At 70.2% G+C, this 25579-nt stretch carries 24 protein-coding genes; 8 read left to right on the top strand and 16 right to left on the bottom strand.

Annotated features, from left to right (window positions below):
• The first annotated feature begins 119 nt into the window (after window positions 1-119).
• Complete coding sequence (locus ACTIFV_RS15410; RefSeq protein ID WP_439593680.1) at window positions 120-398, top strand: hypothetical protein; 279 nt, start codon at window positions 120-122, stop codon at window positions 396-398.
• Window positions 399-434: 36 nt separating this feature from the next.
• Here the strand turns inward: ACTIFV_RS15410 and ACTIFV_RS15405 are convergent, their stop codons facing one another.
• The 3 genes from ACTIFV_RS15405 to ACTIFV_RS15395 all read right to left on the bottom strand — a co-directional run bounded on the left by ACTIFV_RS15405 (window position 435) and on the right by ACTIFV_RS15395 (window position 3192).
• Window positions 435-617 (bottom strand): PspC domain-containing protein, encoded by a 183-nt coding sequence (locus ACTIFV_RS15405; RefSeq protein WP_439593679.1) that lies wholly within the window; start codon window positions 615-617, stop codon window positions 435-437.
• A 53-nt stretch (window positions 618-670) separates the two neighbouring features.
• Entirely contained in the window at window positions 671-2281 is a 1611-nt protein-coding gene (locus ACTIFV_RS15400) for an ABC-F family ATP-binding cassette domain-containing protein (protein ID WP_439593678.1), read from the bottom strand.
• A 257-nt stretch (window positions 2282-2538) separates the two neighbouring features.
• Window positions 2539-3192 (bottom strand): alpha/beta hydrolase, encoded by a 654-nt coding sequence (locus ACTIFV_RS15395; protein ID WP_439593677.1) that lies wholly within the window; start codon window positions 3190-3192, stop codon window positions 2539-2541.
• 41 nt (window positions 3193-3233) lie between these two features.
• Between ACTIFV_RS15395 and ACTIFV_RS15390 the strand changes: the two genes are divergently transcribed.
• From ACTIFV_RS15390 to ACTIFV_RS15380, 3 genes are all read left to right on the top strand, one after another.
• On the top strand, window positions 3234-3821 hold the full coding sequence (locus ACTIFV_RS15390; RefSeq protein WP_439593676.1) for an NUDIX hydrolase family protein: 588 nt from the start codon (window positions 3234-3236) through the stop codon (window positions 3819-3821).
• Between the two features lie 189 nt (window positions 3822-4010).
• Entirely contained in the window at window positions 4011-5738 is a 1728-nt protein-coding gene (locus ACTIFV_RS15385) for a hypothetical protein (RefSeq protein WP_439593675.1), read from the top strand.
• Window positions 5739-5794: 56 nt separating this feature from the next.
• Window positions 5795-7705: a M3 family metallopeptidase gene (locus ACTIFV_RS15380; protein ID WP_439593674.1), complete on the top strand. Its 1911-nt coding sequence runs from the start codon at window positions 5795-5797 to the stop codon at window positions 7703-7705.
• 7 nt (window positions 7706-7712) lie between these two features.
• Here the strand turns inward: ACTIFV_RS15380 and ACTIFV_RS15375 are convergent, their stop codons facing one another.
• The 3 genes from ACTIFV_RS15375 to ACTIFV_RS15365 form a co-directional block, all read right to left on the bottom strand.
• Window positions 7713-8777: a threonine aldolase family protein gene (locus ACTIFV_RS15375; protein WP_439593673.1), complete on the bottom strand. Its 1065-nt coding sequence runs from the start codon at window positions 8775-8777 to the stop codon at window positions 7713-7715.
• 11 nt (window positions 8778-8788) lie between these two features.
• Window positions 8789-9439 carry an SDR family NAD(P)-dependent oxidoreductase gene (locus tag ACTIFV_RS15370; protein WP_439593672.1) on the bottom strand — a complete coding sequence of 217 codons (651 nt, stop codon included), beginning with the start codon at window positions 9437-9439 and terminating at the stop codon, window positions 8789-8791.
• Between the two features lie 87 nt (window positions 9440-9526).
• The gene (locus tag ACTIFV_RS15365; RefSeq protein ID WP_439593671.1) at window positions 9527-10948 is read right to left on the bottom strand and encodes a DUF6421 family protein; all 1422 of its coding nucleotides are present in this window, start codon (window positions 10946-10948) and stop codon (window positions 9527-9529) included.
• Window positions 10949-11065: 117 nt separating this feature from the next.
• On the opposite strand from ACTIFV_RS15365, the gene ACTIFV_RS15360 reads away from it, so the two are divergent.
• Window positions 11066-11533, top strand: coding sequence for an Lrp/AsnC family transcriptional regulator (locus tag ACTIFV_RS15360; RefSeq protein WP_439593670.1), 468 nt, complete (start codon window positions 11066-11068; stop codon window positions 11531-11533).
• A gap of 54 nt (window positions 11534-11587) precedes the next feature.
• Window positions 11588-12556: a diacylglycerol/lipid kinase family protein gene (locus tag ACTIFV_RS15355; RefSeq protein ID WP_439593669.1), complete on the top strand. Its 969-nt coding sequence runs from the start codon at window positions 11588-11590 to the stop codon at window positions 12554-12556.
• A gap of 73 nt (window positions 12557-12629) precedes the next feature.
• Here the strand turns inward: ACTIFV_RS15355 and ACTIFV_RS15350 are convergent, their stop codons facing one another.
• The 9 genes from ACTIFV_RS15350 to ACTIFV_RS15310 form a co-directional block, all read right to left on the bottom strand.
• Window positions 12630-14123 carry a CoA-acylating methylmalonate-semialdehyde dehydrogenase gene (locus tag ACTIFV_RS15350; protein ID WP_439593668.1) on the bottom strand — a complete coding sequence of 498 codons (1494 nt, stop codon included), beginning with the start codon at window positions 14121-14123 and terminating at the stop codon, window positions 12630-12632.
• 48 nt (window positions 14124-14171) lie between these two features.
• Entirely contained in the window at window positions 14172-15479 is a 1308-nt protein-coding gene (locus tag ACTIFV_RS15345) for an aspartate aminotransferase family protein (RefSeq protein ID WP_439593667.1), read from the bottom strand.
• A 110-nt stretch (window positions 15480-15589) separates the two neighbouring features.
• Complete coding sequence (locus tag ACTIFV_RS15340; protein ID WP_439593666.1) at window positions 15590-16762, bottom strand: ABC transporter substrate-binding protein; 1173 nt, start codon at window positions 16760-16762, stop codon at window positions 15590-15592.
• A gap of 43 nt (window positions 16763-16805) precedes the next feature.
• Window positions 16806-17630 (bottom strand): ABC transporter permease, encoded by an 825-nt coding sequence (locus ACTIFV_RS15335; RefSeq protein WP_439593665.1) that lies wholly within the window; start codon window positions 17628-17630, stop codon window positions 16806-16808.
• Entirely contained in the window at window positions 17627-18433 is an 807-nt protein-coding gene (locus ACTIFV_RS15330; protein WP_439593664.1) for an ABC transporter ATP-binding protein, read from the bottom strand. Before ACTIFV_RS15330 ends, ACTIFV_RS15335 begins: the two co-directional genes overlap by 4 nt.
• Complete coding sequence (locus tag ACTIFV_RS15325) at window positions 18430-19365, bottom strand: ABC transporter permease (RefSeq protein WP_439593663.1); 936 nt, start codon at window positions 19363-19365, stop codon at window positions 18430-18432. Before ACTIFV_RS15325 ends, ACTIFV_RS15330 begins: the two co-directional genes overlap by 4 nt.
• The gene (locus ACTIFV_RS15320) at window positions 19362-20378 is read right to left on the bottom strand and encodes a TIGR03842 family LLM class F420-dependent oxidoreductase (RefSeq protein WP_439593662.1); all 1017 of its coding nucleotides are present in this window, start codon (window positions 20376-20378) and stop codon (window positions 19362-19364) included. The genes ACTIFV_RS15325 and ACTIFV_RS15320 overlap by 4 nt, the downstream gene beginning before the upstream one ends.
• A gap of 8 nt (window positions 20379-20386) precedes the next feature.
• Window positions 20387-21829: a dihydropyrimidinase gene (gene hydA, locus ACTIFV_RS15315; protein WP_439593661.1), complete on the bottom strand. Its 1443-nt coding sequence runs from the start codon at window positions 21827-21829 to the stop codon at window positions 20387-20389.
• 10 nt (window positions 21830-21839) lie between these two features.
• Entirely contained in the window at window positions 21840-22688 is an 849-nt protein-coding gene (locus ACTIFV_RS15310; RefSeq protein ID WP_439593660.1) for a nitrilase-related carbon-nitrogen hydrolase, read from the bottom strand.
• 183 nt (window positions 22689-22871) lie between these two features.
• On the opposite strand from ACTIFV_RS15310, the gene ACTIFV_RS15305 reads away from it, so the two are divergent.
• Both ACTIFV_RS15305 and ACTIFV_RS15300 read left to right on the top strand, forming a co-directional pair.
• Complete coding sequence (locus tag ACTIFV_RS15305) at window positions 22872-24050, top strand: sensor histidine kinase (RefSeq protein ID WP_439593659.1); 1179 nt, start codon at window positions 22872-22874, stop codon at window positions 24048-24050.
• A 112-nt stretch (window positions 24051-24162) separates the two neighbouring features.
• Window positions 24163-24801: a response regulator gene (locus tag ACTIFV_RS15300; protein ID WP_439593658.1), complete on the top strand. Its 639-nt coding sequence runs from the start codon at window positions 24163-24165 to the stop codon at window positions 24799-24801.
• Window positions 24802-24805: 4 nt separating this feature from the next.
• Here ACTIFV_RS15300 and ACTIFV_RS15295 read toward each other — a convergent pair whose 3' ends face one another.
• Window positions 24806-25495, bottom strand: coding sequence for a hemerythrin domain-containing protein (locus ACTIFV_RS15295; protein ID WP_439593657.1), 690 nt, complete (start codon window positions 25493-25495; stop codon window positions 24806-24808).
• Window positions 25496-25579 lie beyond the last annotated feature (84 nt).

Genomic DNA, 25579 nt, shown 5'->3' with positions numbered 1-25579 from the left:
TTGCGGGATGCCGCGGCCCGGCGCGCCCTCGAGATTCCCCGACGCTCTGCACGGAGGCGGGCGAGAAGATCCGTCGACAGGCGGAGGCGTCCATCGTCGTGACGACCTAGCGTCGTGACATGGACGAGACGCAGAAGAGAGCCGTCGCGTGGGGTTCCGGCATCGCGATCGGAATGGGAATGGGCGTCGCGATCGGCGTCGCGATGGGCAATATCGGTGCGGGGATCGCGATCGGCATGGGAGTCGGCGTCGCCTTCGCAGTCGCGTTCGGTGCGATTCCTGCGAAGAAGGAGGGTCGCGACGACGCCTCGGGGGGAGCGATCGCTCCGGAGCGCGGCACGAAAGGCGACGACGCCGGCTCCGATGCCGACGGCGGCAGCGGTGGCGACGGCGGCTGAGGAGCGGTCGGGTGACCGCCCCTCCGCCGCGATGCCTCAGTCCCGTGCCGGGATGATCAGCCAGAGAAGCAGGTAGATCCACAGCGACAGGCCGGCGAAGACCACGGCGAGCACCGTGAGCACGCGGACCAGCGTGACGTTCCATCCGAACCTGTTCGCGATCGCGGCGCAGACGCCCGCGAGGACGCGGCCCTGTCGGGGCCTGACGAGTGTGCTCATGAGACCATCGTCGCCTCTGCCGTCGCCGAGAGCACGGGGGAGAGCCCCCGAAGTCACCCTTCGGTCAGCCTCCCCTCGCGGTCGAGCTCGAGGACGCGGTCGACGCCGACGCGCTCGAGGAATGCGTCGTCGTGGCTCACGATGAGCACGGCGCCCCGGTACGCCGAAAGGGCGTCGACGAGCTGGCCGACGGTGTCGAGGTCGAGGTTGTTCGTCGGCTCGTCGAGCACGAGCAGCTGCGGCGGCGGATCGGTCAGCAGCAGCCGCGCGAGCGCGACCCGGAACCTCTCGCCCCCAGAGAGCGACGACACGGGCCGTTCGACGGCGGCTCCTCGGATGAGGAAGCGTGCGAGCCTATTGCGCAGGTCTACCGTCGTGACCCCGGGCGCGGCTGCGCTGACGTTCTCGAGCACAGAGGCGTCGTCGTCGAGTCCGTCGACCCGCTGAGGCAGATAGCCGATCCGGTCCGTGTGCGCCGTCGCGCGTGCGAGGCCGGTCAGCACCCCTTCCGGAGAGGAGTCGTGCACGAGCCGCTCCAGCAGCGTCGTCTTGCCGACCCCGTTCGGTCCGACGAGGGCGACGCGCTCGGGTCCCTGGACGACCCACGCGTGCGCGCCGTCATCGATGGTCGCGATGCGCCGACCGGCGGGGACACCCGGATCCGGCAGGTCGATCCGCACGGTGTCGTCGTCGCGCACGCGGCGCTCCGCGGCATCCAGCGCCTCGCGCGCGGCTGCTTCGCGATCGGCCTTCTCGCCGCGGAGCTTGCCCGCCGACACCTGGGCGGCCATCTTGCGACCGCCCGCGATGATCTTGGGCACCCGCTTCTCGAGCTGCGCCTTGCGACCCATCGCCTGGCGGTGCGAGATCGTCACCTCGGCCTGGATGCGGTCGCGCTTCTCGCGCTTGACGACCTGCGCAGCTGCGCGCTCGGCCTGCCGTGCGGCACCCTGTTCGGCATCCAGCCACGCCCGCCACTCCGAGTACGGGCCGCCGAACACCGACAGCTCGTTCGCGTAGAGCTCGGCGGTGTCGTCCATGAGGTCGAGCAGCGCGGTGTCGTGGCTCACCACGACGAGCGCGCCCCGCCAGGTGCGCACCATGTCGTACAGGCGCGCGCGTGCGTCTCGGTCGAGGTTGTTGGTCGGCTCGTCGAGCAGCGTGATGGCGGGACGCCGCACGCGGATGCCGGCGATCGCCGTGAGCACGGCCTCGCCGCCCGACAGCTCGCCGACGCGGCGGTCGAGCATGTCGGGAGAGAGCCCCGCTTCGGCGAGCGCCTCGTGCGCGCGCGCTTCCACGTCCCAGTCGTCGCCGACGGTGTCGAAGTGCGCGGGATCGACGTCTCCCGACTCGATGGCGCGCAGCGCGCGCAGCGAGGATCCGACGCCGAGCAGGTCGGCCACCGGCCGGTCGATGGCGAGCGTCAGGTGCTGGGGCAGGTGCGCGGCATCCTCCGACCGCACGAGCTGGCCCGCGTCGGGCGGGAGCTCGCCGGCGATGAGGCGAAGCAGCGTCGACTTGCCCGAGCCGTTGCGCCCGACGAGGCCCGTGCGTCCGGTGCCGAAGGCGCCGGTGACATCGGTGAGAGCGATGGAGCCGTCCGGCCACGAGAACGAGACGCGGTCGAGGACGATGGATGGTGTGAGGGTGTGAGCAGGCATGAGACCTCCGTGAGTCGCGGATGCGCTGACACGAAAGCCGGGGGCGCCGGAGAGGCGCCGGAGGAGGCGGAGTCGACGGTCAGCGCGGAACGGATGCGCTGAAGCGTCGAGAGTGCGGCCCTGGGGCTGAAGGTCGACGGAACAGCGCTGTTACAGCGCGGTGGCGTCGATCATCTTCAACGGATCATCCTCACGGAGGGGACAGGAACTTCCGCCACGATACCGGATGCCGCTTCCGCCGTGGCTGGGAATCCCGTCTACAGCGCCTCGAGCTGCTTGTCGAGGAACGTACGCACGTCTGAGAGCTCCTGCTCCGAGACGCTGTGGGTCAGACCCTCGTACACGCGACCGCTCAGATCGGCGTGCTCCGGGAGCCACTCCGTGGTGTGGGCGACGAGGAACGAGGGGATGACGTCGTCCCGGGTCCCGCGCCCCCAGAACACGGGCGGCCGGAGCTCCGCGAGCTCCTCGTCGCGCGGCAGGTCGCCCGGCGTGACGTAGCCGCTGAGGTTGATCGCGAACGCGAACCGCTGCGGCTGGAGCCGGACAGCCTGCAGCGCGACGGCGGCGCCCTGCGAGAACCCGAGCAGTCCGACGGTGTCGGCGTCGGTGGCGGCATCCACCCATTCGATGAAACGGGATGCCGACTCCGTGACGTGCCGGGGGTCGCGTCCGTCGAGACCCTCGATCGGGTACCACGAGAAGCCCGGCGCGGGGAAGGGCGGCGTGAGAGGCGCGCGGACGGATGCCACGACCAGCGACTCCGGCAGGTAGGGCGCCAGCGCGAACAGATCGTGTTCGTCGGCGCCGTATCCGTGCAGCAGCACGAGGAGAGGTCGGCCCGCACGGTCGTCCGCGCGGACGGACCACTGCACGACGGTGGGATCCAGGGGCGGGATGTCGTCCGGCATCCCCCCATCATGGCAAGAGGCGTCTGAGGTATACAGGAGACATGTCCGTGCGCACTCCCGATCCCGAGCCCGCCGGCGACGAGCCCTACGGTCCGCCGTCCGGCAACGCGTCCAACCCCGCCTGGCTGAGCGAGATCGAGCTGGCCGAGGCGCGGCGCAGGATCCCCATGCTCTACGTCGAGGGCGTTCCCGTGCGCGTCGACGGCATGGGCCAGGTCATTCAGGTCGGGATCCTGCTGCGGGCGTCGCCGGTCGGCGAGATGTCGCGGACGATCGTGTCGGGCCGTGTCCGCTACGGCGAGACCGTGCGCGATGCCCTGTTCCGCCACCTCGAGAACGACCTCGGGCCCATGGCGTTCCCCCTGCTTCCGGCGCAGCCGACGCCGTTCACGGTGGCCGAGTACTTCCCCCTGCCGGGGGTCAGCGCGTTCCACGACGATCGCCAGCACGCCGTGTCGCTCGCCTTCGTCGTCCCCGTCACCGGCACCTGCCAGCCGCGTCAGGACGCGCTCGAAGTGACGTGGCTGACGCCCGAGGAGGCGTCCTCCGACGCCCTCGCCGCCGAGATGGAGGGCGGACGCGGGACGCTCATCCGACTGGCCCTCGCAAGCGTCGGCGCGCTCCGCTGACATCGGTCTTCAGCATCCAGCTGGGACGGGTATTCTTCTCCTGCCACGCGTCCAGCTCTCTGCGTGATATATACCCCCCTCTGTCGTGGAGGGCGGCGCGAATCGTGTCGCCCGAGCCGGCCGTCCGAAGCGCACTCCGACCCGAACATCGCCGAGGACACCACGAACCCCGAGAAGCAGGTAGACCCGATGTCCGATTCCGTGCCCGCCCGTCGCGACAACGCGCAGGACTCCACCCCCTTCGACGAGCTCTTCGCGACCGTGTCGTCGTCGGCGCCGACACCGTCGTCGGCGCCGCGCGCCGACGCCTCGTTCACGACGGTGTTCCGCGGATACGACAAGGACGAGGTCGACGCCACGCTCGCGACCATGAACTCGCGCCTGCGCGCGAGCGCTGACCAGGTCGCGCAGCTGCGCGATCGCGAGTGGCGAGCCGGCACCGAGACGCAGGCGGCCGTCGAGCGTCTCGAGCTCGAGCTCGCCGCCGCGAAGGAGCGCGAGGCCGATGCCCTCGAGCGCGCCGCGGCCGCGGCCGACGCCGCGACGGCCGACGTGCAGGAGCGCATCGCCCGCCTCGAGGCGGAGCTCGCCACCGCGAACGCGCGCGCGACCGCAGCCGATCAGCGTGCCGAAGCGCTCACCGAAGAGCTCACCGGCAGTGCTGCCGAGACCCCCAACCGCCACCAGTTCGAGGAGGTGCTGCGGGTCGCCGAGGAGCAGGCGGGACAGCTCCTGCGCAACGCCTCGGTGCAGGGCGAGCGTCTGCTCGAGTCGGCGCGGACCGAGATCGAGAACCGCAGGAAGGATGCCGCGGCCGAGGCCGCCGCGATCGTCGCACAGGCGGAGAGCGAGGCGCAGCAGCTCCGCCTGCGCATCGACACCGAGCGCACGGCGCACGAGTCGGGGATCGAGCGCGAAGCCGCGCACGCCGCCGAGAAGGTGGCGCAGGCCGCGCAGGAGGCCGCCGCGATCCGCTCCGAGGCCGAGAAGGGTGCCGCCGCGCTCCGCTCGCTCGTCGCGCGTGAGACGACGACCGCGCGCTCCGAGGCCGAAGAGGCCGTCCGCGAGCTCCGCGTGCGAGCACTCGAGTTCGAAGAGTCCCTCACGCGCCGCCAGGATGACGCCCAGCAGGAGTTCCTCGTCCTGCACAACCAGGCCGTCTCGCACGCCGAGCGCATCACGCAGGACGCCAACAACCAGGTCGCCGCCTCGCTCGAGCACGCGCAGCGCGTCGCATCCAAGGCCGACGACTTCGAGCGGCTCATGCGGGCCCAGGCGCAGCAGATCGAGGCGGATGCCCACGTGCGCGCCAATGCGCACCTCGAGCAGGCTCGCGCGAAGGCGCAGAAGATCATCGAGACCGTGACCGGCCACGCCCAGGCGGCGCTGCGCGACGCCGAGGACCGCACGCGGCAGCTGCGCTGGCAGGATCACCAGCTGACGAGCTTCATGGCGGAGGTCAAGGAGCTCATCCGCCCCGAGGGCTCGATCGACGTGTCCTCGCCCGTGGCTGCCGCGAGCGCGACGATGGATGCCGCAGCCCCCGAGGCAGTCGAAGAGACGGATGCCGACGAGCTCGCCTTCCGGGAGCCCGCCTTCGAGGAGCCGGCCACGCAGGAGGCGGACGTCGAGGAAGCGGACGTCGAGGAGCCGGTCGCCGAGGAAGCGGACGTCGAGGACGAGGCGGACGTCGAGGAGTCGACCGAGGCCGACGCCCAGGGCGCGGACGACGACGCGGACGTCGACGAGACCGTCGATGCCGTCATCGAGGGCGAGGACGACTTCGAGGACGACGACGACTCCGGCATCGTGCCGGTGACCGTCGTCGACGCGGTCCCCGGACTCGTCGGCTCTGTCGAGACGGAAGACGAAGCGGCCCCCGACGAGGTGGAGGAGTTCGAGCGCGCCGACGCGTAATCCGCAGATCCCCCTCACGGCTCCGCGCCCGGAACGGACGTTCTAGGCTCGGAGCCGTGACTCCTGCTCCCCTCGACCTCCCGACCGACCTCGACGGCTGGACGACGTTCGCCACCGAACGGCCCGCCGAGCGGATCGCGACCGTCCGCGCGATCGATGAGCGGCTCCGCTCCGAAGACCTCGGCACGGCCGAGCGCCTCGAGCTCTGGAACGATGCCGAGATCGCCCTCAGCGAGGCGGTGAGCGAAGCGTATGTCCTCAGCGAGGCGCACCCCGAGGCATCCGTCCGCGAAGCCGCCGAGGCGCAGGTCCAGGCCGTCGAATCGCTCGCCGCGTCGCGCCTGCTCGACCGCGAGCTGTGGCGGGTCTTCGCCGACGCCGACGCCGAGGGACTCGACGAGGGCGCGGCGCGACTGCTCACCCGCCTGCTGCGCGACTTCCGTCGCGGAGGGGTCGAGCTGGATGACGCGGGCCGCGCGCGCGTCGCGGAGCTCACCGATCGCGACACCGAGCTGTCGCTCACGTTCTCGCGGAACATCCGAGAGGGCCGGCAGCAGATCACGGTGCCGGCGTCGGGCCTCGCGGGGCTTCCGCAGGACTTCATCGACGCGCATCCCGCCGACGCCGACGGCACCGTGACCCTCACGACCGAGTACACGGATGTGGGGCCGGTCATGGAGTACGCGACCGACCGCGACACGCGGATCGCGCTCACACGGGTCTTCCGCAACCTCGGGTGGCCCGTGAACGACGAGGTCCTGGCCGAGCTGCTCGCGGTGCGTGCCGAGCGCGCGAGCCTGCTCGGGTTCTCGGACTGGGCGGACTACGAGACCGAGACGCGCATGATCGGGGCGGGCGCCGAGATCCCGACGTTCCTCGCCAAGCTCGACGCGGCGTCGCTGGATGCCGCGACGGCCGAGTACGACGTGCTGCTCGAGCGCCTGCGGCAGGACGACCCCGATGCCGAGGCGGTGACCAACGCCGACTCGCTCTACCTGCAGAGCGTCATCAAGAACGAGCAGTACGACGTCGATGCGCAGGTCGTCCGCTCGTACTTCCCGTTCGACCGCGTGCTGCCGGGCGTCCTCGACGTCACGGGCCGCCTCCTCGACATCCAGTTCGTGCCGCTCGACGTGCCGACCTGGCACGAGGACGTGCGCTCATACGACGTGTTCCGGGGCGACGACCGGCTCGGTCGCATCCACCTCGACCTGCACCCGCGCGATGGCAAGTACAACCATGCGGCCTGCTTCGAGCTCGCGCGCGGCATCGAAGGGCGGGTGCTGCCCGAGGGCGTGCTGCTGTGCAACTTCTCACGCGGACTGCTCGAGCACGACGAGGTCGTGACGTTCTTCCACGAGTTCGGGCATCTCGTGCACTTCATCCTCGGGGGACGTCAGCGCTGGGCGCGCTTCAGCGGCTTCGAGACCGAGTGGGACTTCGTCGAGGCCCCCAGCCAGCTGCTCGAGGAGTGGGCGTGGGATGCCGGGGTCCTGGCATCCTTCACCGCGAATGCCGACGGCGAGCCGATCCCCGCCGACCTCGTCGCCAGGATGCGGACGGCCGATGCCTTCGGTCGTGCGATCGGCGTACGCCAGCAGCTCGCCTACGCACGCGTGTCGTATCACCTGCACGTCGATCGACCGGCCGACCTGCACGGGGCCACCGTCGCGCTGCAGGAGCGGTCCACTCCCGTGAAGCAGCTCGACGGCCAGCACATGTACGCGGGCTTCGGTCATCTGACCGGCTACGGCGCGTGCTACTACACCTACCAGTGGAGTCTCGTCATCGCGCGTGACCTGCTGACGGGCTTCGGTGACGATCTGATGGATGCCGAGGCCGCCCGCCGCTACCGCGAGCTCGTCCTCGAACCGGGCGGGTCGAGAGACGCCCGCGACCTCGTCGAGTCGTTCCTCGGTCGTCCGTTCGCCTTCGACGCCTACGCGGACTGGCTGGCCGGGCGCTGACCTGCCGTCAGCTCGTCAGGCGCGAGAGCTCCGCGACGAACGCGTCGACGTCGGCCTCGGCCGTGTCGAACGAGCACATCCAGCGCACCTCGTTGCGCGCGGCGTCCCAGTCGTAGAAGCGGAACGACTCGCGCAGGCGATCGGCGACACCGTCGGGCAGCGTCGCGAAGACGCCGTTCGCCTGCGTGGGATGCGTGAACGCGACGCCCGAGATCGAGCCGTCGGCGATCCCGGCCTCGACCCCGGCGCGCAGGCGCTGGGCCATCGCGTTGGAGTGCGAGGCGTTGCGCAGCCACAGGTCGCCCTCGAGCAGCGCGACGAGCTGCGCCGAGACGAAGCGCATCTTCGACGACAGCTGCATGTTGAGCTTGCGCAGGAACGTCAGGCCGGCCGAGGCATCCGGATCCAGCACGACGACGGCTTCGCCGAGCACCGCGCCGTTCTTGGTGCCTCCGAAGCTGAGGACGTCGACGCCCGCGTCGCGCGTGAAGGCGCGCAGCGGCACGCCGAGCGAGGCCGCGGCGTTCGAGATGCGCGCGCCGTCGAGGTGCAGACGCATGCCGAGCGGGTGGACGTGGTCGGCGATCGCGCGGATCTCATCGGGGGTGTACAGCGTGCCGAGCTCGGTCGACTGCGTGATCGACACGACGAGCGGCTGCGCACGGTGCTCGTCGCCCCAGCCCCATGCCTCGCGGTCGATGAGCTCGGGCGTGAGCTTGCCGTCGTCGGTCGGCACGTTCAGGATCTTGATGCCCGCGACGCGCTCGGGGGCGCCGCCCTCGTCGACGTTGATGTGGGCGGTGGATGCCGCGACCACGGCGCCCCAGCGGGGCAGCATCGACTGGAGCCCCACGACGTTCGCTCCGGTGCCGTTGAAGACGGGGAACGCCTCGACGCCCTCGCCGAAGTGGTGCGCCATGACCTCCTGCAGGCGCGCGGTGTAGACGTCTTCGCCGTACGCCACCTGGTGGCCGTCGTTCGCCGCGGCGATCGCCGCGAGCACTTCGGGGTGGACGCCCGAGTAGTTGTCGGAGGCGAAGCCGCGGACGTGGATGTCGTGGATCGTGGTCACGAGGGACAAGCCTACGAGAGCTCGACGACGGTGTCGTTGACGTCGGCGGCGGGCGCATCCCAGAGCTCCACGTATGCCCGTGCGAGCACGTCCTCGAGCCCGTCGAGAGCCTTGACCCGGAAGACGACGGATGCCGCAGCCAGCGGTTCATCGGCATCCCGAGCCGCCTTCGCGTAGCCCTGTGCGACGGCGCGCGCCCACGCTTCGCTCGCTGCCTTCACCGCGGCGTAGTTCGCGCCGCCCGCGAGGGGCCGCGCGACCGCGGTCGACGACACGATCGCGACCCGCGCCGACGGCGACGCGCGCAGACCCTCGTCGAACGCGCGAGTGACGTGCCGCAGAGCGGTGAGCGACTGCAGCAGGAAGCCGAAGTCGTCGTCGGACTGACCCGCGAGGCCCCCTCCGCCGCGCCATCCGCCCACGAGGTGCAGAATGCCGTCGACCGCCCCGACCTTCGCCGCGAGCGCGTCGACGGCCTTCTCGTCGGCGAGATCGCACACCTCGATCTCGGCCCCGGCCTCGGCGGCGTGGGCGAGCCGCCCGGCATTCCGCCCCACCGCGACGACGCGCGCGCCGGCCGCGACCAGGGCCCGCGCCGCCGCCGCTCCCGAGGCGCTACCCGCGCCGGCGACCATCACTGTGCGGCCACGGACGCCGCTCACCGAACCCACCTTCTTTTCGCGAACCCACCCGGATTCGTGAACAAGATCGAGTGGGTTCGCGGAAAGTGAGTGGGCTCGGGGGATGCCTCAGTCATCGTCGCCGCGGATCCCCACGGTGGACTCGATGACGGGGCGCATCTTCTTCTCGAGCGCCTCGAAGAACATCGAGAGCGGGAACTCGTCGTCCATCACCGCGTCGGTGTAGCCCTTCGGCGCGCCGGCGAGGATCTCGTCGGAAAGGCCGCGCGCCCACGCCGACGCGGGGTTCGGCGTCAGGGTCGAGCGGACGAGCTCGTACGCGGCGAGCCAGTGCGCCGTCTTCGGGCGGTCGATCGAGCGCCAGTAGAGCTCGTCGATCGCGTCGCCGAGCGCGACGACCGCCGCCGGGACCTCGTCCCAGTCGAAGGCGAGCGAGGTGTCGGTCCAGTGCAGCACGCCGCGCTGGTGCAGCCACGCGAACAGCAGTTGACCGCCGAGCCCGTCGTAGTTGCGCACGCGGGAGCCTGTGATCGCGAACCGGAAGATGCGGTCGAAGATCACCGCGTACTGCACGAGCACCGCGTGCTCGAGCATCTCGGCCTCTGCCGCGGTGAGCTCGTCCTGCGCGCGCAGGCGCGCCGTGATCGCGACGCACTCGCGGAACGCCGTGAGGTCGCAGCGGAGCTCCTCGAGCGAGTAGAGGAAGAACGGCATGCGCTGCTTGATCATGAAGGGATCGAACGGCAGGTCGCCGCGCATGTGCGTGCGGTCGTGGATGATGTCCCACATCACGAACGTCTTCTCGGTGAGCCGCTGGTCATCCAGCATGCGCGCCGCATCTGCGGGCAGGTCGAGCTTGGTGATCTCGGAGGCGGCACGCGTGACGCGACGGTAGCGAGCCGCTTCGCGGTCCTGGAAGATCGCGCCCCACGTGAAGGTCGGGATCTCGCGCATGGCGACCGTCTCGGGGAACAGGACGGCCGAGTTCGTGTCGTAGCCGGGCGTGAAGTCGACGAGGCGCAGCGAGACGAAGAGCTTGTTGCCGTAGTCGCCCGCCTCGAGCTGTGCGATGAACTCGGGCCAGATCGCCTGCACGATGAGCGCCTCGACGAAACGGTTCTGCGACCCGTTCTGCGTGTACATCGGGAACACGACGAGGTGACGGATGCCGTCGACGCGATGCTGCTGCGGCTGGAACGCGACCAGCGAGTCGTAGAAGTCCGGAACCCCGAAACCGCCGTCGGCCCAGCGCTCGAAGTCGTGAGCGTTCGCCGCGAGGTACTCGGCGTCATGCGGGAACCGGGGCGCGAGAGCGCGGATCGAGTCGATGATCGCCTCGACCGCGACGCGGGCGTCGGCGTGGTCGGATGCCTCGGGGATCGAGCCGTCCTTGATCTGGATGCCCTGCAGCAGGGTCGCGGCATCCTTCAGCCGCATCCATTCGGCGGTGTTCTCGACGCCGACGGCGCGGCCGTCCTCGACGACCTCGGGTTCGCCGACGATGACCTTGTCGTGCTGGGTCATGGACATGGGGGACCTCCGATCGCTCTCGTGGATGCGCATCATGCGCGGGTCCGATTCTAACGGAATCCCTACGGTGCATCCGTTGTGCACCGGAAAGTTTCCGGTATCCGCTACGATCAGCCCATGAACGACCGCGGAGCTCACATCGACGACGACATCGACGCCCGCATCGTGGCCGCGGTCTCGGCCGACGCGCGCGCGACGCTCGCCGACATCTCGCACGCGGTGGGGCTCGGCGTCTCGGCCACGCAGGCGCGGCTGCGCCGGCTCGAACAGCGCGCGGTCATCACGGGGTATCGGGCCGTCGTCGACGCCGAAGCCGTCGGCAAGCCGCTGTCGGCGTTCGTCGAGATCACGCCGCTGGATCCGGCGCAGCCCGACAACGCACCCGAGATGCTGGAGCACCTCACCGAGATCGAGGCGTGCCACTCGATCGCGGGCGATGCGGCGTACATGCTCTTCGTCCGCGTCGCCACGCCGCGCGACCTCGAGACGCTGATCCGCGACATCCGGCTCGCCGCGTCCGTGCGCACGCGCACCACGATCGTGCTGCAGACGTTCTTCGAGAACCGCCCGATCGCCCTCGGCTGACCGCGTGCCCTCGATGCCGCGAGCGGCGGTGCAGCACGGGGAGACTACGCTCTGATGATGCACGGCACGCCTCCCCCCGATGCCCCCGGTCGCGGGCTTCTCATCGTGCGCAACGCGCAGTCCGGCACCGCCGTGATCCGGCCCGATCCCGCTCCGGTCCTCGAAGCCCGGCTTCCCGAAGCCCGTGTGCACATGCTCGGCGAGGGCGAGGACATGGCGGATGTCGTCTCGCGCGCCGTCGACACCGACGACCCGCCCGTCGTGCTCGGTGTGTACGGCGGCGATGGATCCGTCTCGCGCATGGCCGGCCTCGCCCGGCGCTTCGATCGTCCGCTGCTCGTCCTGCCCGGCGGCACGTTCAACCACTTCGCACGCTCGGCGGGGATCGAGGACGTGGATGCCGCGCTCGACGCGTTCGACGCCGGCCACTCGATCGAGGTCAGCGCGATCGAGGGTGCCGCGAACGGCGGAGAGTCGTTCCTCGCGCTCAACGCCGTCTCGGTCGGGAGCTATCCCGAACTCATCGACGATCGGGAGAAGTACCGCCCGCGACTGGGCAAGTGGCTCGGCGGGGTCGTCGCCGCGTGGCAGACGATGCGCGGCGCGGAGCCGCTCGTCATCGTGCGGGACGGCCGCCGTGCGAAGGTGTGGTCGGTCTTCGTCGGCATCGGCCGCAACGATCCGCAGCGCGTCGCGACGATGCAGCGCGAAGAGCTCGAGCGCGCGATCCTCGACGTCCGCATCCACCACGCCCGCGGCTCGCGCGTGCGTGCCGTCGCCTTTCTGGCGTTCGGTCGCAGAACGGCGGCGGTGCTGCGTGCCCTGCGACTCATGCCACCGCGCGAGGACGTCGAGCGCCTCCTCGTCTCGGAGTTCGAGGTCTCGGTGCGGCCGGCGCCCGGGCATCCCGCCGTCTTCGTCCACGACGGCGAGCTCGTCGAGCCGGGCGGCGAGGTCTTCACTCTGCGCTGCGTCGCCGTCGCCGACGCCGTACGGGTGTACGCGCCGCCGTCCGAGGGCTGACGTCGCGGCGTCCCGTCATCGCCGAATCCGGCATCCGACGCGGTCCGCTCCGCGCCGGATGCCGTGATCCGCGTCAGTCGTGCTGGGGGAAGCCCAGGTTCAGGCCGCCGTGCGAGGGGTCGAGCCAGCGCGACGTCACGGCCTTCTCGGCCGTGAAGAAGTCGAACCCGTGGGGGCCGTACGCCTTCGCGTCGCCGAAGAGCGAGGCCTTCCACCCGCCGAACGAGTGGTACGCGACGGGCACCGGGATCGGCACGTTGATGCCGATCATGCCGACCGTCGCCTCGCGCTGGAACCGGCGGGCGGCACCGCCGTCGTTGGTGAAGATCGCGGTGCCGTTGCCGTAGAGGCTGCCGTTGATGATGCCGAGGCCCTCTTCGTACCCGTTGACGCGCACGACCGACAGCACGGGGCCGAAGATCTCGTCGGTGTAGACGGCGGATGACGTCGGCACCTTGTCGATGAGGGTCGGGCCGAGCCAGAAGCCGTTCGGGTCGCCGTCGATCTCGACGCCGCGGCCGTCGACGACGACATCCGCACCGTCGGTGCCCGCGACGTCGATGTAGGACGCGACCTTGTCGCGATGCACCTTCGTGATCAGCGGACCCATGTCGCAGCCGCGCGTGCCGTCGCCGGTACGGAGGGTGCCCATGCGCTCGGCGACCTTCGCGACGAGCTCGTCGGCGATCGAGTCGACGGCGAGCACGACCGAGATCGCCATGCAGCGCTCGCCCGCAGAGCCGAAGCCCGCGTTGACGGCCGCGTCCGCGGCCAGGTCGAGGTCGGCATCGGGCAGGACGAGCATGTGGTTCTTGGCCCCGCCGAGCGCCTGGACCCGCTTGCCGTGGCTCGTCGCGGTCTCGTAGACGTACTTGGCGATCGGAGTGGAGCCGACGAACGAGATCGATCGGACGTCGGGGTGCTCGAGCAGGGCATCCACCGCCTCCTTGTCGCCGTGCACCACGTTGAGCACGCCGTCGGGCAGCCCCGCCTCGGTCATGAGGGCGGCGAGCCAGTTCGCGGCCGTCGGGTCCTTCTCGCTGGGCTTGAGGATGACGCTGTTGCCCGCCGCGATCGCGATCGAGAAGAACCACAGCGGCACCATCGCCGGGAAGTTGAAGGGGCTGATGATTCCCACGACTCCGAGCGGCTGACGCAGCGTGTAGACGTCGACGCCGGTCGAGACGTTCTCGGAGTACGCGCCCTTCGTGAGGTGGCCGAGTCCGCACGCGAACTCGACGACCTCCATGCCGCGTGCGATCTCGCCGAGGGCGTCCGAGATCACCTTGCCGTGCTCAGCCGTGAGGATCGCCGCGAGCTCGTCCTTGCGCTCGTTCAGCAGCTCGCGGAACGCGAACATGACCGCCGTGCGCTTGGAGATCGAGGCATCCCGCCACGACTCCCACGCCGCCGAGGCGGTGTCGACAGCGGACGCGACGTCAGCCGTCGAGGCGAACCGCACCTGCTTCTGCACCGTTCCCAGCGCGGGGTTGTAGACGTCGCCGGTGCGCGTCGAGGTGCCGGCCCACGTGGTGCCGCCGACCCAGTGGTCGAGAGTCTCGGACATGTTCTTTCCTTTCATCGCGAGCGCTTCGTGGGAGCCCGTCGTCGTCTTTCACGCCGGAACGGCGGAGAATGCTTCGTCGTAGATCTCGAGGGCGCGTGCCACCTCGTCGTCGGTCACGACGCACGGGGGCACGACGTGGATGCGGTTCTCGGCCGTGAACGGCATGAGTCCGCGCGAGGTCATCTCGGTCTTCAGCCTGCCGATGACGTCGGCGCCGACGGGCTCGCGGGTCGAGCGGTCGGTGACGAGCTCGAGCGCCCAGAAGACGCCGTCACCCCGCACCTCGCCGATGATCGCGTGCTTCTCGGCGAGCGCCGCGAGGCCCGGGCCGATGACGTCGGCGCCGACGCGCCGCGCGTTGTCGACGATGCCCTCGGCCTCCATCGCGTCGATCGAGGCGACGATGGATGCCGCGGCCAGCGGATGCCCGGAGTACGTGAGCCCGCCGGGGAAGACGCGGTCGTCGAACGTCGCGGAGATCTCATCGGAGATGACGACGCCGCCGACCGGCACGTACCCGGAGTTCACGCCCTTGGCGAAGGTGATGAGGTCGGGCACGACGTCGTATCCCTCGAACGCGAACCAGCGGCCCGTACGGCCGAAGCCCGCCATGACCTCGTCGAGGATCAGGATGATGCCGTAGGTGTCGCACAGCGCACGGACGCCGGCGAGGTAGCCGGGCGGGGGCACGAGGATGCCGGCCGTGCCGGGCACGGACTCGAGGAGGATCGCCGCGATCGTCTGCGGTCCTTCGGACTGGATGACGCGCTCGAGGTGGCGCAGGGCGCGAGCGGACTCCTCTTCGGGCGTCGTCGCCCAGAACTCGCTGCGGTAGAGGTAGGGGCCGAAGAAGTGCGCGTGACCACGCGCGTACTGGTTCGGCATCCGTCGCCAGTCGCCCGTCGCGACGATCGCGGCGCCCGTGTTGCCGTGGTAGCTGCGGTACGTCGACAGCACCGTGTCGCGCCCCGTGTGCAGGCGCGCCATGCGGATGGCGTTCTCGTTCGCGTCGGCGCCGCCGTTGGTGAAGAAGACCTTCTTGAAACCCGCGGGGGCCTTCGACAGGATGCGCTGCGCGGCCTGGCCGCGGGTGAGGTTCGCGGTGGCGGGACCGATCGTCGCGAGGGTCGCTGCCTGCTCCTGGATGGCCTTGACGACCGCGGGATGCTGGTGCCCGATGTTGACGTTGACCAGCTGGCTCGCGAAGTCGAGGTAGCGGTTGCCGGCGAAGTCCCAGACCTCGGTGCCGAGGCCGCCCGCGATGACGGGGAGGTTCAGGTTGGCCTGCGCGAGCCAGGAGTGGAAGACGTACTCCCTGTCGAGCGCCGTCGCCGTGGCATCCAGGTCATCGGTCATGCGGAGTCCTTCCGGGATTCGTCTGATTCAACCGTGCGCGCTCGACGGCCGGGGGTCAACCGACACCCCGGCCGTCGAACGTGCGCTGCGGGACGGAACGTCCGGCGGCGCTACTGGCCGCCCTCGGTGAGCACGACGTCGATCGGCGTGTACTCGCCGCCGACCTCGACTCCCTCATCGGCCAGCTCGTCGAGCGCCTTCTGGATGTACTCGTTGGAGTAGGCGGATGCCGCGGGCTCGGTCGTGATGAGCTCGAGGCCGTCCTGGTTCTTGGCCGAGAGCGCACCCGCGACCGTCTTGTCCCATGCCGCCTTGTCGACGAGACCGAAGTCGCCGCCGGCCCAGATGAGCTTGTTGACCTCGTTCATCTGCCACAGCTGGTGGACGGGACCCACGGGGAACGCGGCCTCCGCGTTGATCGCCGCGTCGTACGTGATCGACGCCGCCTCTTCGGGATTGTCGCGCGCGAAGATCCAGCCCTTCGTGACGGCCTTGAGGAAGCGCACGGCCGCGTCCGCGTAGGCGGGGTCGTCGGCGAGGCGCTGCGTGTCGGCCCAGATGGCGTCCTGCAGCATCGCGCCCTCGGTGTCCTCGTAGGAGATGACGTCGAAGTCCTCGGGCTGGTACAGCTCGCCCGTGTCGGGGTTCACGACCTCGAGGATCTGCGCCCACTCGTTGTAGGTCATCGCCTGGGCGGCGTCGACGTCGCGGTCGAGCAGGGCGTTCATCGAGAAGTCCTGCGTCGTGATCGAGACGCCGGTCGAGTCGAGGCCGTCGGCCGCCATGGCGGCGAAGATCTCCCACTCGTTGCCGAAGCCCCACGAGCCGATGCGCTTGCCCTCGAAGTCCGCGACCTCGGTGATGCCGTCGCCGGCCCACGAGACCTGCAGCGTGCCCGACTTCTGGTAGACCTGCGCGATGTCGGTCAGCTCGACGCCGCTCGTCTCGAGGGTGCCCAGCACCTTCGGGACCCATGCGATGGCGAAGTCGACGTCACCCGCGACGAGGGCGTCCTGCGGCACGATGTCGCCGCCCGAGGGGATGATGTCGACGTTGTCGAAGCCCTCCTCCTCGAAGTAGCCCTGGTCGAGCGCGACGTAGTAGCCCGCGAACTGGGCCTGCGGCAGCCACTGCAGCTGCAGGCTGATGTCGGTGAGCGGCTCGAAGTCGCCCGTTCCCTCCGTGGACTCCGGTGTCGAGCCTCCGGAGCACGCGGCGAGCGTGAGGGCCGTGACGGCGGCCAGGGACAGGGCGGCGAGGCCGCGCCCGGTGCTGTGTCTCATGCTGTTCCTTTCGGGTTCGGTGGTGCAGGTGGTGCGATGCCGGTCAGACCGGCGATCTCCTCGTCGCGAGACGCTCCAGGAGCGACGTCACGAGGAAGAAGACGAGACCGATGAGGATGCCGCCGAGCACGTACGCCCAGGCGAGCGCGGCGCGCCCCGACTTGGCGTAGGTGGCGATGGCGGTGCCGATCCCGTCGGCGGGACCGCCGAAGTACTCCGCGACGAGGGCGGCGATGACGGCGAGCGAGGCCGCGATGCGCAGGCCCGTCATCAGGTAGGGAACGGCGGTCGGCAGAGTGAGGAAGCGGAAGGTCTGGCCGCTCGTCGCCGCCGACGCGCGCAGCACGTCGCGGTGCACCGCGCGGGTCTGTCGCAGCCCGCGGAGCACGTTGACGAACACCGGGATGAACGCGGCGATCGTCGCGACCGCCTGGCGCCCGAACTGGCTCGAGGCTCCGAACATCGTGTTGAGGATGGGCGTGATCGCCACGATCGGGATGACGGCGAGGGCCGCGACGAGCGGCGCGAGCATGCCGTCGATCGGTCGCGCGGCCGCGGCGAGACCCGCGAGCAGGATCGCGAGCACCGAGCCGACGAGCAGGCCGATCAGAGCGTTCGTCGCCGTGATCAGCATGTCCTCCCAGATGATGCCGAAGCGCAGGACGAACTCCTCGCCGATCGCCACCGGGCCCGGCAGCATGCGCGGTGCGGCACCGGACGCGACGTAGAGCGTCCAGAGCACGACGATGAGCACGCCGACGACGATCGGGGCGACGATGCGCAGCCAGCCCGGCGGCTCGCGATCGGGGGTGCGCGTCTTGACCCGCCGGAGCGTGACGTTCTGGGCCTCCGTCGTCCCGGCGCTCATCGCTCGTTCGCCCTCTCGACGCGCGTGCCGTGGAGGGCCTCGCGGACGGCGGTGACGCGATCGAAGTACGCCGGGGACTCGCGCAGGCTCTCGTCCCGCTCCTCGCCGAGATTCGTCTCGATGACGTCGGTGATGCGACCGGGGCGCGGGCTCATGACGACGACGCGGTCCGACAGGAACACCGCCTCGGGGATCGAGTGCGTCACGAACACGACGGCGGCCCCCGTCTCGGCGGCGATCCGCGCGAGTTCGGACTGCAGGTACTCGCGCGTCATCTCGTCGAGTGCGCCGAACGGCTCGTCCATGAGCAGCAGTCGAGGGCTCGTCGCGAGAGCGCGGGCGATCGCCACGCGCTGCTGCATGCCGCCCGACAGCTGGTCGGGGTAGCGGTCGACGAAGTCGGTGAGCCCGACGAGCTCTGCGAGCTCGGCGACGCGGGATGACCGTGCCGCGCGCGCCGTGCCGTGCAGCTCGAGCGGCAGCGAGATGTTCGCCGCGACCGTGCGCCAGGGGAGCAGGCCCGCCTGCTGGAACGCGATGCCGTAGTCCTGATCGAGTCGCGCCTGTCGCGCGCCCTTGCCGAAGATCCGCAGATCGCCGCTCGTGGCCTGGTCGAGATCGGCGATGAGGCGCAGGAGCGTCGACTTGCCGCATCCCGAGGGTCCGATCAACGAGACGAACTCGCCCGCCGACACCGTCAGCTCGACATCTGTGAGCGCCGTGATGTCGCCGTCCTTCGTAGGGAAGATCTTGCCGACACCGGCGGCGCTGACGGCGAGTTCTGCGATTTCGGGGGCGGTCATGCGGTGGCCTCTCCTCGGCGGTAGTTGCGCAGCCCGAGCCCGAGGAGGGCGACCGAGCCGGCGGCGATGAGTCCGAGCGCGATGGAGCCGAACGTCGGTCCCCACGGAGCCGCGGGGTCGCTCGAGGCCTGGCCTGCGAGCTGGATGAGCATGCGCCCGATGCCGCCGCGCATGCCGATGGACACTTCGGCGACGACCGCGCCGAGCACGGCGTTCGCGGCGGCGAGCCGCAGCGCGGGGAGCAGGTAGGGCACGGCGGCGGGTATCCGCAGTCGCGTGAGCGTCGCCCAGTACCCCGAGGCGTACGTGCGCATGAGGTCGAGGTGGATGCGGTCGGGCGCCGCGAGTCCGCGGAGCACGCCGACGGCGACCGGGAAGAACGCGAGGTAGGACGCGATGACGGCGACCGAGAGCCATTGCGGCCAGGGCGTGCCGCCGCGGTCGATCTGGTTGCCGATCGCGTTGACGACCGGCGCGAAGGCGATCAGCGGAACGATCTGGCTCACGACGATCCACGGGAGCAGGCCCCACTCGACGATCCGCCAGCGCTGCATCGCGAGCCCGAGGATCGCTCCCACGACGACGCCGATGAGCCACCCGACGGCGGCGATGCCCAGGGTGACCAGAGCGGCCGAGGCGACGGTGACCCACAGGGGCGGGGTGTCTCCGCCGCTCGTGGACTGGAAGAGACGCGCGACCATGTCCCACACGTGCGGCATCGCGCGATCGTGCGTGCGCGGCAGGATCATGACGCCCGAGCCGGCCGAGCCGTCGCCGCCGATGACGACTCCCTCGGCGGGGCCGAGGAACTTGTACAGCTCCCAGATGAGGATCACCGCGAGCACGCCGAGCACGCCCCACGCGACGGCCGAAGCCGTGCGCGCCTGCGCGTCCCGCCGCCGGCGGGAGGTGGATGCGGAAGGTGCCGTCACCTCTTGGCCGTCGCGTGGGTCGTGAGAGCGGGGATGACGGTCTCGCCGTAGACGCGCATCGTCTCCTCCTTGTTGTCGTGCTGGAGGTAGCCCGCGAACTGCGTGACGCCGATGCTCTTGAGGTGCTCGAGCTTGGCGATGTGGTCGGTCGCCGAGCCGAGGATGCAGAAGCGGTCGATGATCTCGTCCGGCACGAAGTCGACGTGATCGTTGCCGGCCTTGCCGTGCGAGTTGTAGTCGTAGCCCTTGCGGCCCTCGATGTAGTCCGCGAGCGCGTCGGGGATGGCACCGTGGTGTCCGTACTTCGCGACGATGTCGGCGACGTGGTTGCCGACCATCCCACCGAACCAGCGGCACTGGTCGCGCATGTGCTCCTCGTCGTCGCCGATGTACATCGGCGCGGCGACGCAGAAGGCGAGCGACTCGGGGTCGCGGCCGACGTTCGCCGCGGCATCCTTCACCGTCTTGATCATCCACTCGGCGATGTCGACGTCCGCCAGCTGAAGGATGAAGCCGTCGCCGACCTCGCCTGCGAGCTTGAGCGCGAGGGGGCCGTAGGCGGCGACCCAGACGTCCAGCGACGAGCCGCGGCTCCACGGGAACTGCAGGGTCGCGCCGTTGTACTCGACCGCGCGCGAATTGCCGAGCTCGCGGATGACGTGGATCGACTCGCGCAGCTCAGCCATCGTGACGGGCTTGCCGTTCGTGACGCGCACGGCCGAGTCGCCGCGGCCGATGCCGCAGACGGTGCGGTTGCCGTACATCTCGTTGAGCGTCGCGAAGACGGATGCCGTGACCGTCCAGTCCCGCGTCGCCGGGTTGGTGACGAACGGGCCGACGATGACCTTCTTCGTCTCGGCGAGGATCGCCGAGTGCACGACGTACGGCTCCTCCCACAGCAGGTGCGAGTCGAAGGTCCACACGTGGCTGAAGCCGTGGGCCTCGGCGAGCTTGGCGAGCTGGATCGTGCGCGCGGCGGGCGGGTTGGTCTGGAGGACGACTCCGAAATCCATCGTGTTCCTTACGTCAGGTACTGGCTCAGGCCGCGCTTGAGGAACCGGCCGTCGCCCTTGGCGCCGAGGTACGCGCCGTCGTCGACGATGACCTTCCCGCGCGAGATGACGGTGTCGACGTGACCGTCGATCTCGAAGCCCTCCCACGCCGAGTGGTCCATGTTCATGTGGTGGGTCCTGCCCTCGCCGAACCCGATCGAGGTGTGCCCGTTCGGGTCGTAGACGACGATGTCGCCGTCGGCGCCGGGCTGGATGACGCCCTTGCGGCCGTAGAGGCCGAACATGCGCGCCGGTGTCGTCGAGGTGAGCTCGACCCAGCGCTCGAGCGTGATCTTGCCTGTCACGACCCCCTGGTACATGAGGTCCATGCGGTGCTCGATCGAGCCGATGCCGTTCGGGATGCTGCGGAAATCGCCGAGACCGAGGTCCTTCTGGCCCTTCATGCAGAACGGGCAGTGGTCGGTCGAGACCATCTGGATGTCGTTCGTGCGCAGCGCCTGCCACATGTGGTCCTGGTGGCCCTCTTCGCGCGAGCGCAGGGGGGTGGAGCAGACCCACTTCGCACCCTCGAAGCGCCCCCACTCGTCGCTGGAGGCGCCGAGCTGCTCCTCGAGCGACAGGTAGAGGTACTGCGGACAGGTCTCGCCGAAGACGTTCTGACCCTTGTCGCGCGCCCAGGCGAGCTGTTCGACGGCCTGCTTGGCGCTCACGTGCACGACGTAGAGCGGCGCGCCGGTGAGGTTCGCGAGCATGATCGCGCGATGCGTCGCCTCCTCCTCCATCTGCCACGCTCGTGCGATGCCGTGGTAGTACGGGTCGGTCTTGCCCTGCTCGACGAGCTGCGCCGCGAGGACGTCGATCGCGGGACCGTTCTCGGCGTGCATCATCGTCATGAGACCCGTGTAGCGGCTCACCTGCATGGCCTTCAGGATCTGGGCGTCGTCGGAGTAGAAGACGCCCGGGTACGCCATGAAGAGCTTGAAGCTCGAGATGCCCTCGTCGAGCAGTCCCCGCATCGCCGAGAGCGAGTCCTCGTCGACACCGCCGATGATCTGGTGGAAGCCGTAGTCGACGGCGCAGTTGCCGGCGGCGAGCTCGTGCCAGTGCGCGAGGCCGTCCTGTACGCGCTCGCCGTACTTCTGCACGGCGAAGTCGATGATGCTGGTCGTGCCGCCCCAGGCCGCCGCGCGCGTGCCGGTCTCGAACGTGTCGCTCGCGAACGTGCCGCCGAACGGCAGCTGCATGTGCGTGTGCGCGTCGATCCCACCGGGGATGACGTACTTCCCGGTCGCGTCGATGACGGTCTCGACGGATGCCGTGAGGTCGGTGCCGAGCAGCTGCGACCCCGGCTCGAGCACGGCCGTGATCGTCTCGCCGTCGATGAGGACGTCGGCCTGTGCGCGGCCCGTCGCCGAGACGACCGTCCCGCCGGTGATGAGTGTCGTCGTCATGAGCCCGACCTCACGGCTTCGCGATCTTCGTGTAGGAGTCGGGTCGGCGGTCGCGGTAGAACTGCCAGTCATCCCGCATCTGCAGCACCATGTCCATGTCGAGGTCGCGCACGAGCAGCTCCTCGGTGGTTCCCGAACCGCGTTCGCCGACGAAGTTCCCGCGCGGGTCGATGACCTGGCTCGTGCCGTAGAAGTCGACCGCGAGGTCGCCGTACTCGTTGTCCTCGCGCCCGACGCGGTTGGGCTGCAGCACGAAGTAGCCGTTGGCGACGGCGGCCGCGGGGCCTTCCACCTCCCACAGGCGGTTCGACAGACCGGGCTTCGTCGCGTTCGGATTGAAGACGATGTGCGCGTCGTTGAGGCCCAGTTCGCGCCAGCCCTCGGGGAAGTGGCGGTCGTAGCAGATGTACATGCCCACGCGGCCGACCGCGGTCTCGAAGACGGGATAGCCGAGGTTGCCCGGACGGAAGTAGAACTTCTCCCAGAACCGGTCGAGGTGGGGGAGGTGGTGCTTGCGGTACTTGCCGAGGATCGTGCCGTCGGCATCCACCAGCACCGACGTGTTGTAGTAGACGCCGGTCTCGGCCTCTTCGTAGATCGGCAGCACCGTGACGAGTCCGAGCTCCTTCGCGAGGGCCGCGAATCGCTGCACGATGGGGCCTTCGGCGGACTCCGCGAAGCGGTAGTACTTCTTGTCCTGCGTGATGCCGAAGTACGGCCCGTAGAACAGCTCCTGGAAGCACACCACCTGGGCGCCCTGGGCCGCGGCATCCCGCGCGAATCCCTCGTGCTTGTCGAGCATGGACTCCTTGTCGCCCGTCCACGTCGTCTGCGAAATCGCTGCGCGTACCGTCGTCATCGTCTCTCCGTCCGTCTTCGTTGATCCTGTCGAGTCGACATTTCCTGTCGGTTTCGGCCCGTGACGCGACAGTAAAGCCTTGACCGGCGAGTCGCAATGGTGGGCTGAGCAGACCATAGGAAATCCGGCGGGATACATCCGACGATGGATGCCGCGGCCCTCGCGCTCACGTAGCGTGAAACGGTGTTCCGCCGCCTGAAGACCTACCAGCTCGTCGTCGACCTGAGCGTCGCGGTGGTCTTCCTTCTCGTGGCGGGGCCGATCGAAGCGGTCGCCGGCGCGGGAAACGGCGTCGTCGAGCGATTCGGCGCGGGACTGGATCTGGCGGTCGCGGGGGCGATCGCGCTGCTGTTCAGCACGGCCCTCGGCATCCGTCGACTGTCGCCCGCGCTCGCGCTCAGCGCGGCATGGGCGGGCGCCGTGCTGCAGATGCTCCTCGGCCGGCCGCCGAGCTTCGCGGACGTCGCGATCTTCGCCGTGCTCTACACGACCGCCGCCTACGGGGGTCGCCGCACGTACTGGGCCGGCTTCGCCTCGGCCGTCGTCGGGGCCGTCGTCATCACGCTCTACCTCATGGTCGGGCCGGTGTTCGCCGCCGGAGGCCTGTCGTGGCAGACGCTGCCGATCGCGCTCGTCATGCTCGTCGCCGCCGCATTCGCGCTGGGGCTGTCGTGGACGGCGGGCGCCCTCGTGCGCACCGCCCTGCGGGCACGCGAGAACGCCGAAGCCCAGCAGCGGGCCGAGGCCGAGGCCACCGTCGAGCAGGAGCGGGTGCGCATCGCGCGCGACATGCACGACGTGGTGGCGCACTCGCTCGCGGTCGTGATCGCTCAGGCCGACGGCGCGCGCTATGCCGCTGCATCCGACCCCGCCGCCGCGACGACGGCGCTCGGCACGATCTCGACGACGGCTCGTGCGGCGCTCGCCGACGTGCGGCTGCTGCTCACGCAGCTGCGCCACAGTCAGTCCGAGGGGCCGCAGCCGATGCTCGCCGATCTGGAGGGGCTCTACGCGCAGGTGCGCGGCGCCGGCGTCGAGCTGCGCGTGACGGTGGATCCGATGCCGCCCGGCGAGCCGCCCGCGGCCGTGCAGCTCGCGGTGTACCGGATCCTGCAGGAGGCGCTGACGAATGCGCTGCGGCACAGCGGCGGACCGGTCGACGTCGTGCTCGCGTGGCGCGCCGACCGGGTCGAGCTGCGGGTGCGCAATCCGCTCGGAGCGGGCGATCCCGCCCGTGGCGGCGGGCACGGACTCGTCGGCATGCGCGAGCGCGCGGCCCTCGTCGGCGGTCGCCTCGAGGCCCGCGCCACGGGGGGCGAGTTCGTCGTCGACGCGTCGATCCCGATCGGGGGGATGCCGTGATGCGCGCGAGCACGATGTCGGGACGTCCGCGCGACACGCCGGCCCCGGCATCCCCCGTTCGGCGCGTCGCCGAATCCCCCCGACGCTGTGCACGTGACGAAGGGCGGTTGCCGTGATCCGGGTCGTGCTCGTGGACGATCAGGCGCTCTTCCGCGCCGGGATCCGCATGCTCGTCGACTCGCAGGCCGACCTCGGGGTCGTCGGCGAGGCGGCCGACGGGGCTCAGGCGCTCGCGGTCGTACGCGAGACGCGTCCCGACGTCGTGCTGATGGACATCCGGATGCCCGTCATGGACGGCCTCGCCGCGACCGCAGAGCTGCTGCAGGATGCCGCGCCGCCCCGCATCGTCATGCTCACGACCTTCGATCTCGACGAGGCGGCGGCGCGGGCGATCCGACAGGGGGCGAGCGGGTTCCTCCTCAAGGACGCCGACCCGGAGTTCCTCCTGGCCGCGATCCGCACGGTGCATGCGGGCTCGGCCGTCATCGCGGCATCCGCGACCCGCGATCTCTTCGCACACGTGACGGATGCCGCGCCCCGCCCGGTCCCCGAGGCCTACGCCTTGCTCACCGAGCGCGAGCGGGAGATCTTCGCTCTCGCCGCCCGGGGCCTGTCGAACGCCGAGATCGCGGGTCGGGAGTTCCTCTCCGAGGCGACGGTGAAGACCCACATCAGTCGCATCCTCACGAAGCTCGCGCTGCGGGACCGCGTGCAGCTCGTGGTCTTCGCCTTCGACCACGGCCTCGCGTGACAGCTCAGCGGCCCTCGAGCGCGGCCCGCGTGCGCTCGTAGCGGGGCTTGCCGACCCAGCGCCAGAGCACCCGAACCGGTGCCGGCAGGTGCTTGTGCAGCCACTCGTCGCCGCCGTCCGGCTGCGCCGCGAGGATCGCTCCGAGCGAGTTCCAGGTCTGCCCCTTCGGCGTCGACGCCCGGCCGTGCGCGGAGAACCACTCCACCTCCTTCTCGGTGATCGTGCGCTCCATGACGGGCACGATCGTCGCCTCCTCGTCGGGCAGGTGGATCGCGAGCGCGCCGTTGATGCCGTCCAGCGCGGCGATGAGCGGGGCGGCGTCCGCGGGCTGCGCCGACGCGCGCCATGCGGGCAGCGCGGCATCCATCGCCGTCAGTTCGACGAGCATCGCCGCGTGATGCTGCTTCATGCGCTCGACGTGCGCGGTGCACGCGGGCGCGCGTTCGACGAGGGTTCCCCAGAGCCGTTCGTCCTCGCCCTCGTGATGGGCGTGGAGCGCCGTCGACAGCAGGTCGAGCTGCGCCGCGACGGCCTCCGCATGCGCCGTGTCGCCCGCGCGCACGCGGCGCACGAGCGCGGGACCCTCGCCGAAGCCGTGGCGGTACATGCGATGGATCTCGGCCATGCCGCTCGCGTCGCACGTCTTCGGCCCGGAGGGGAGATCCCCGCTCGACGGGAGTGGTGTGGCGGTCATTGCGGCTCCTTCGACGCTGACGGTGCAGACACTACGACGCGCGCGCCCCGTGCGAAAGAGGATCATCCTCGAGATGTAGGAGGA

The sequence above is a fragment of the Microbacterium sp. genome (assembly GCF_051860965.1).
Taxonomy (GTDB): domain Bacteria; phylum Actinomycetota; class Actinomycetes; order Actinomycetales; family Microbacteriaceae; genus Microbacterium.
The sequence above is the reverse complement of the archived record's forward strand: the minus strand, read 5'-3'. Positions and strand labels throughout refer to the sequence as shown.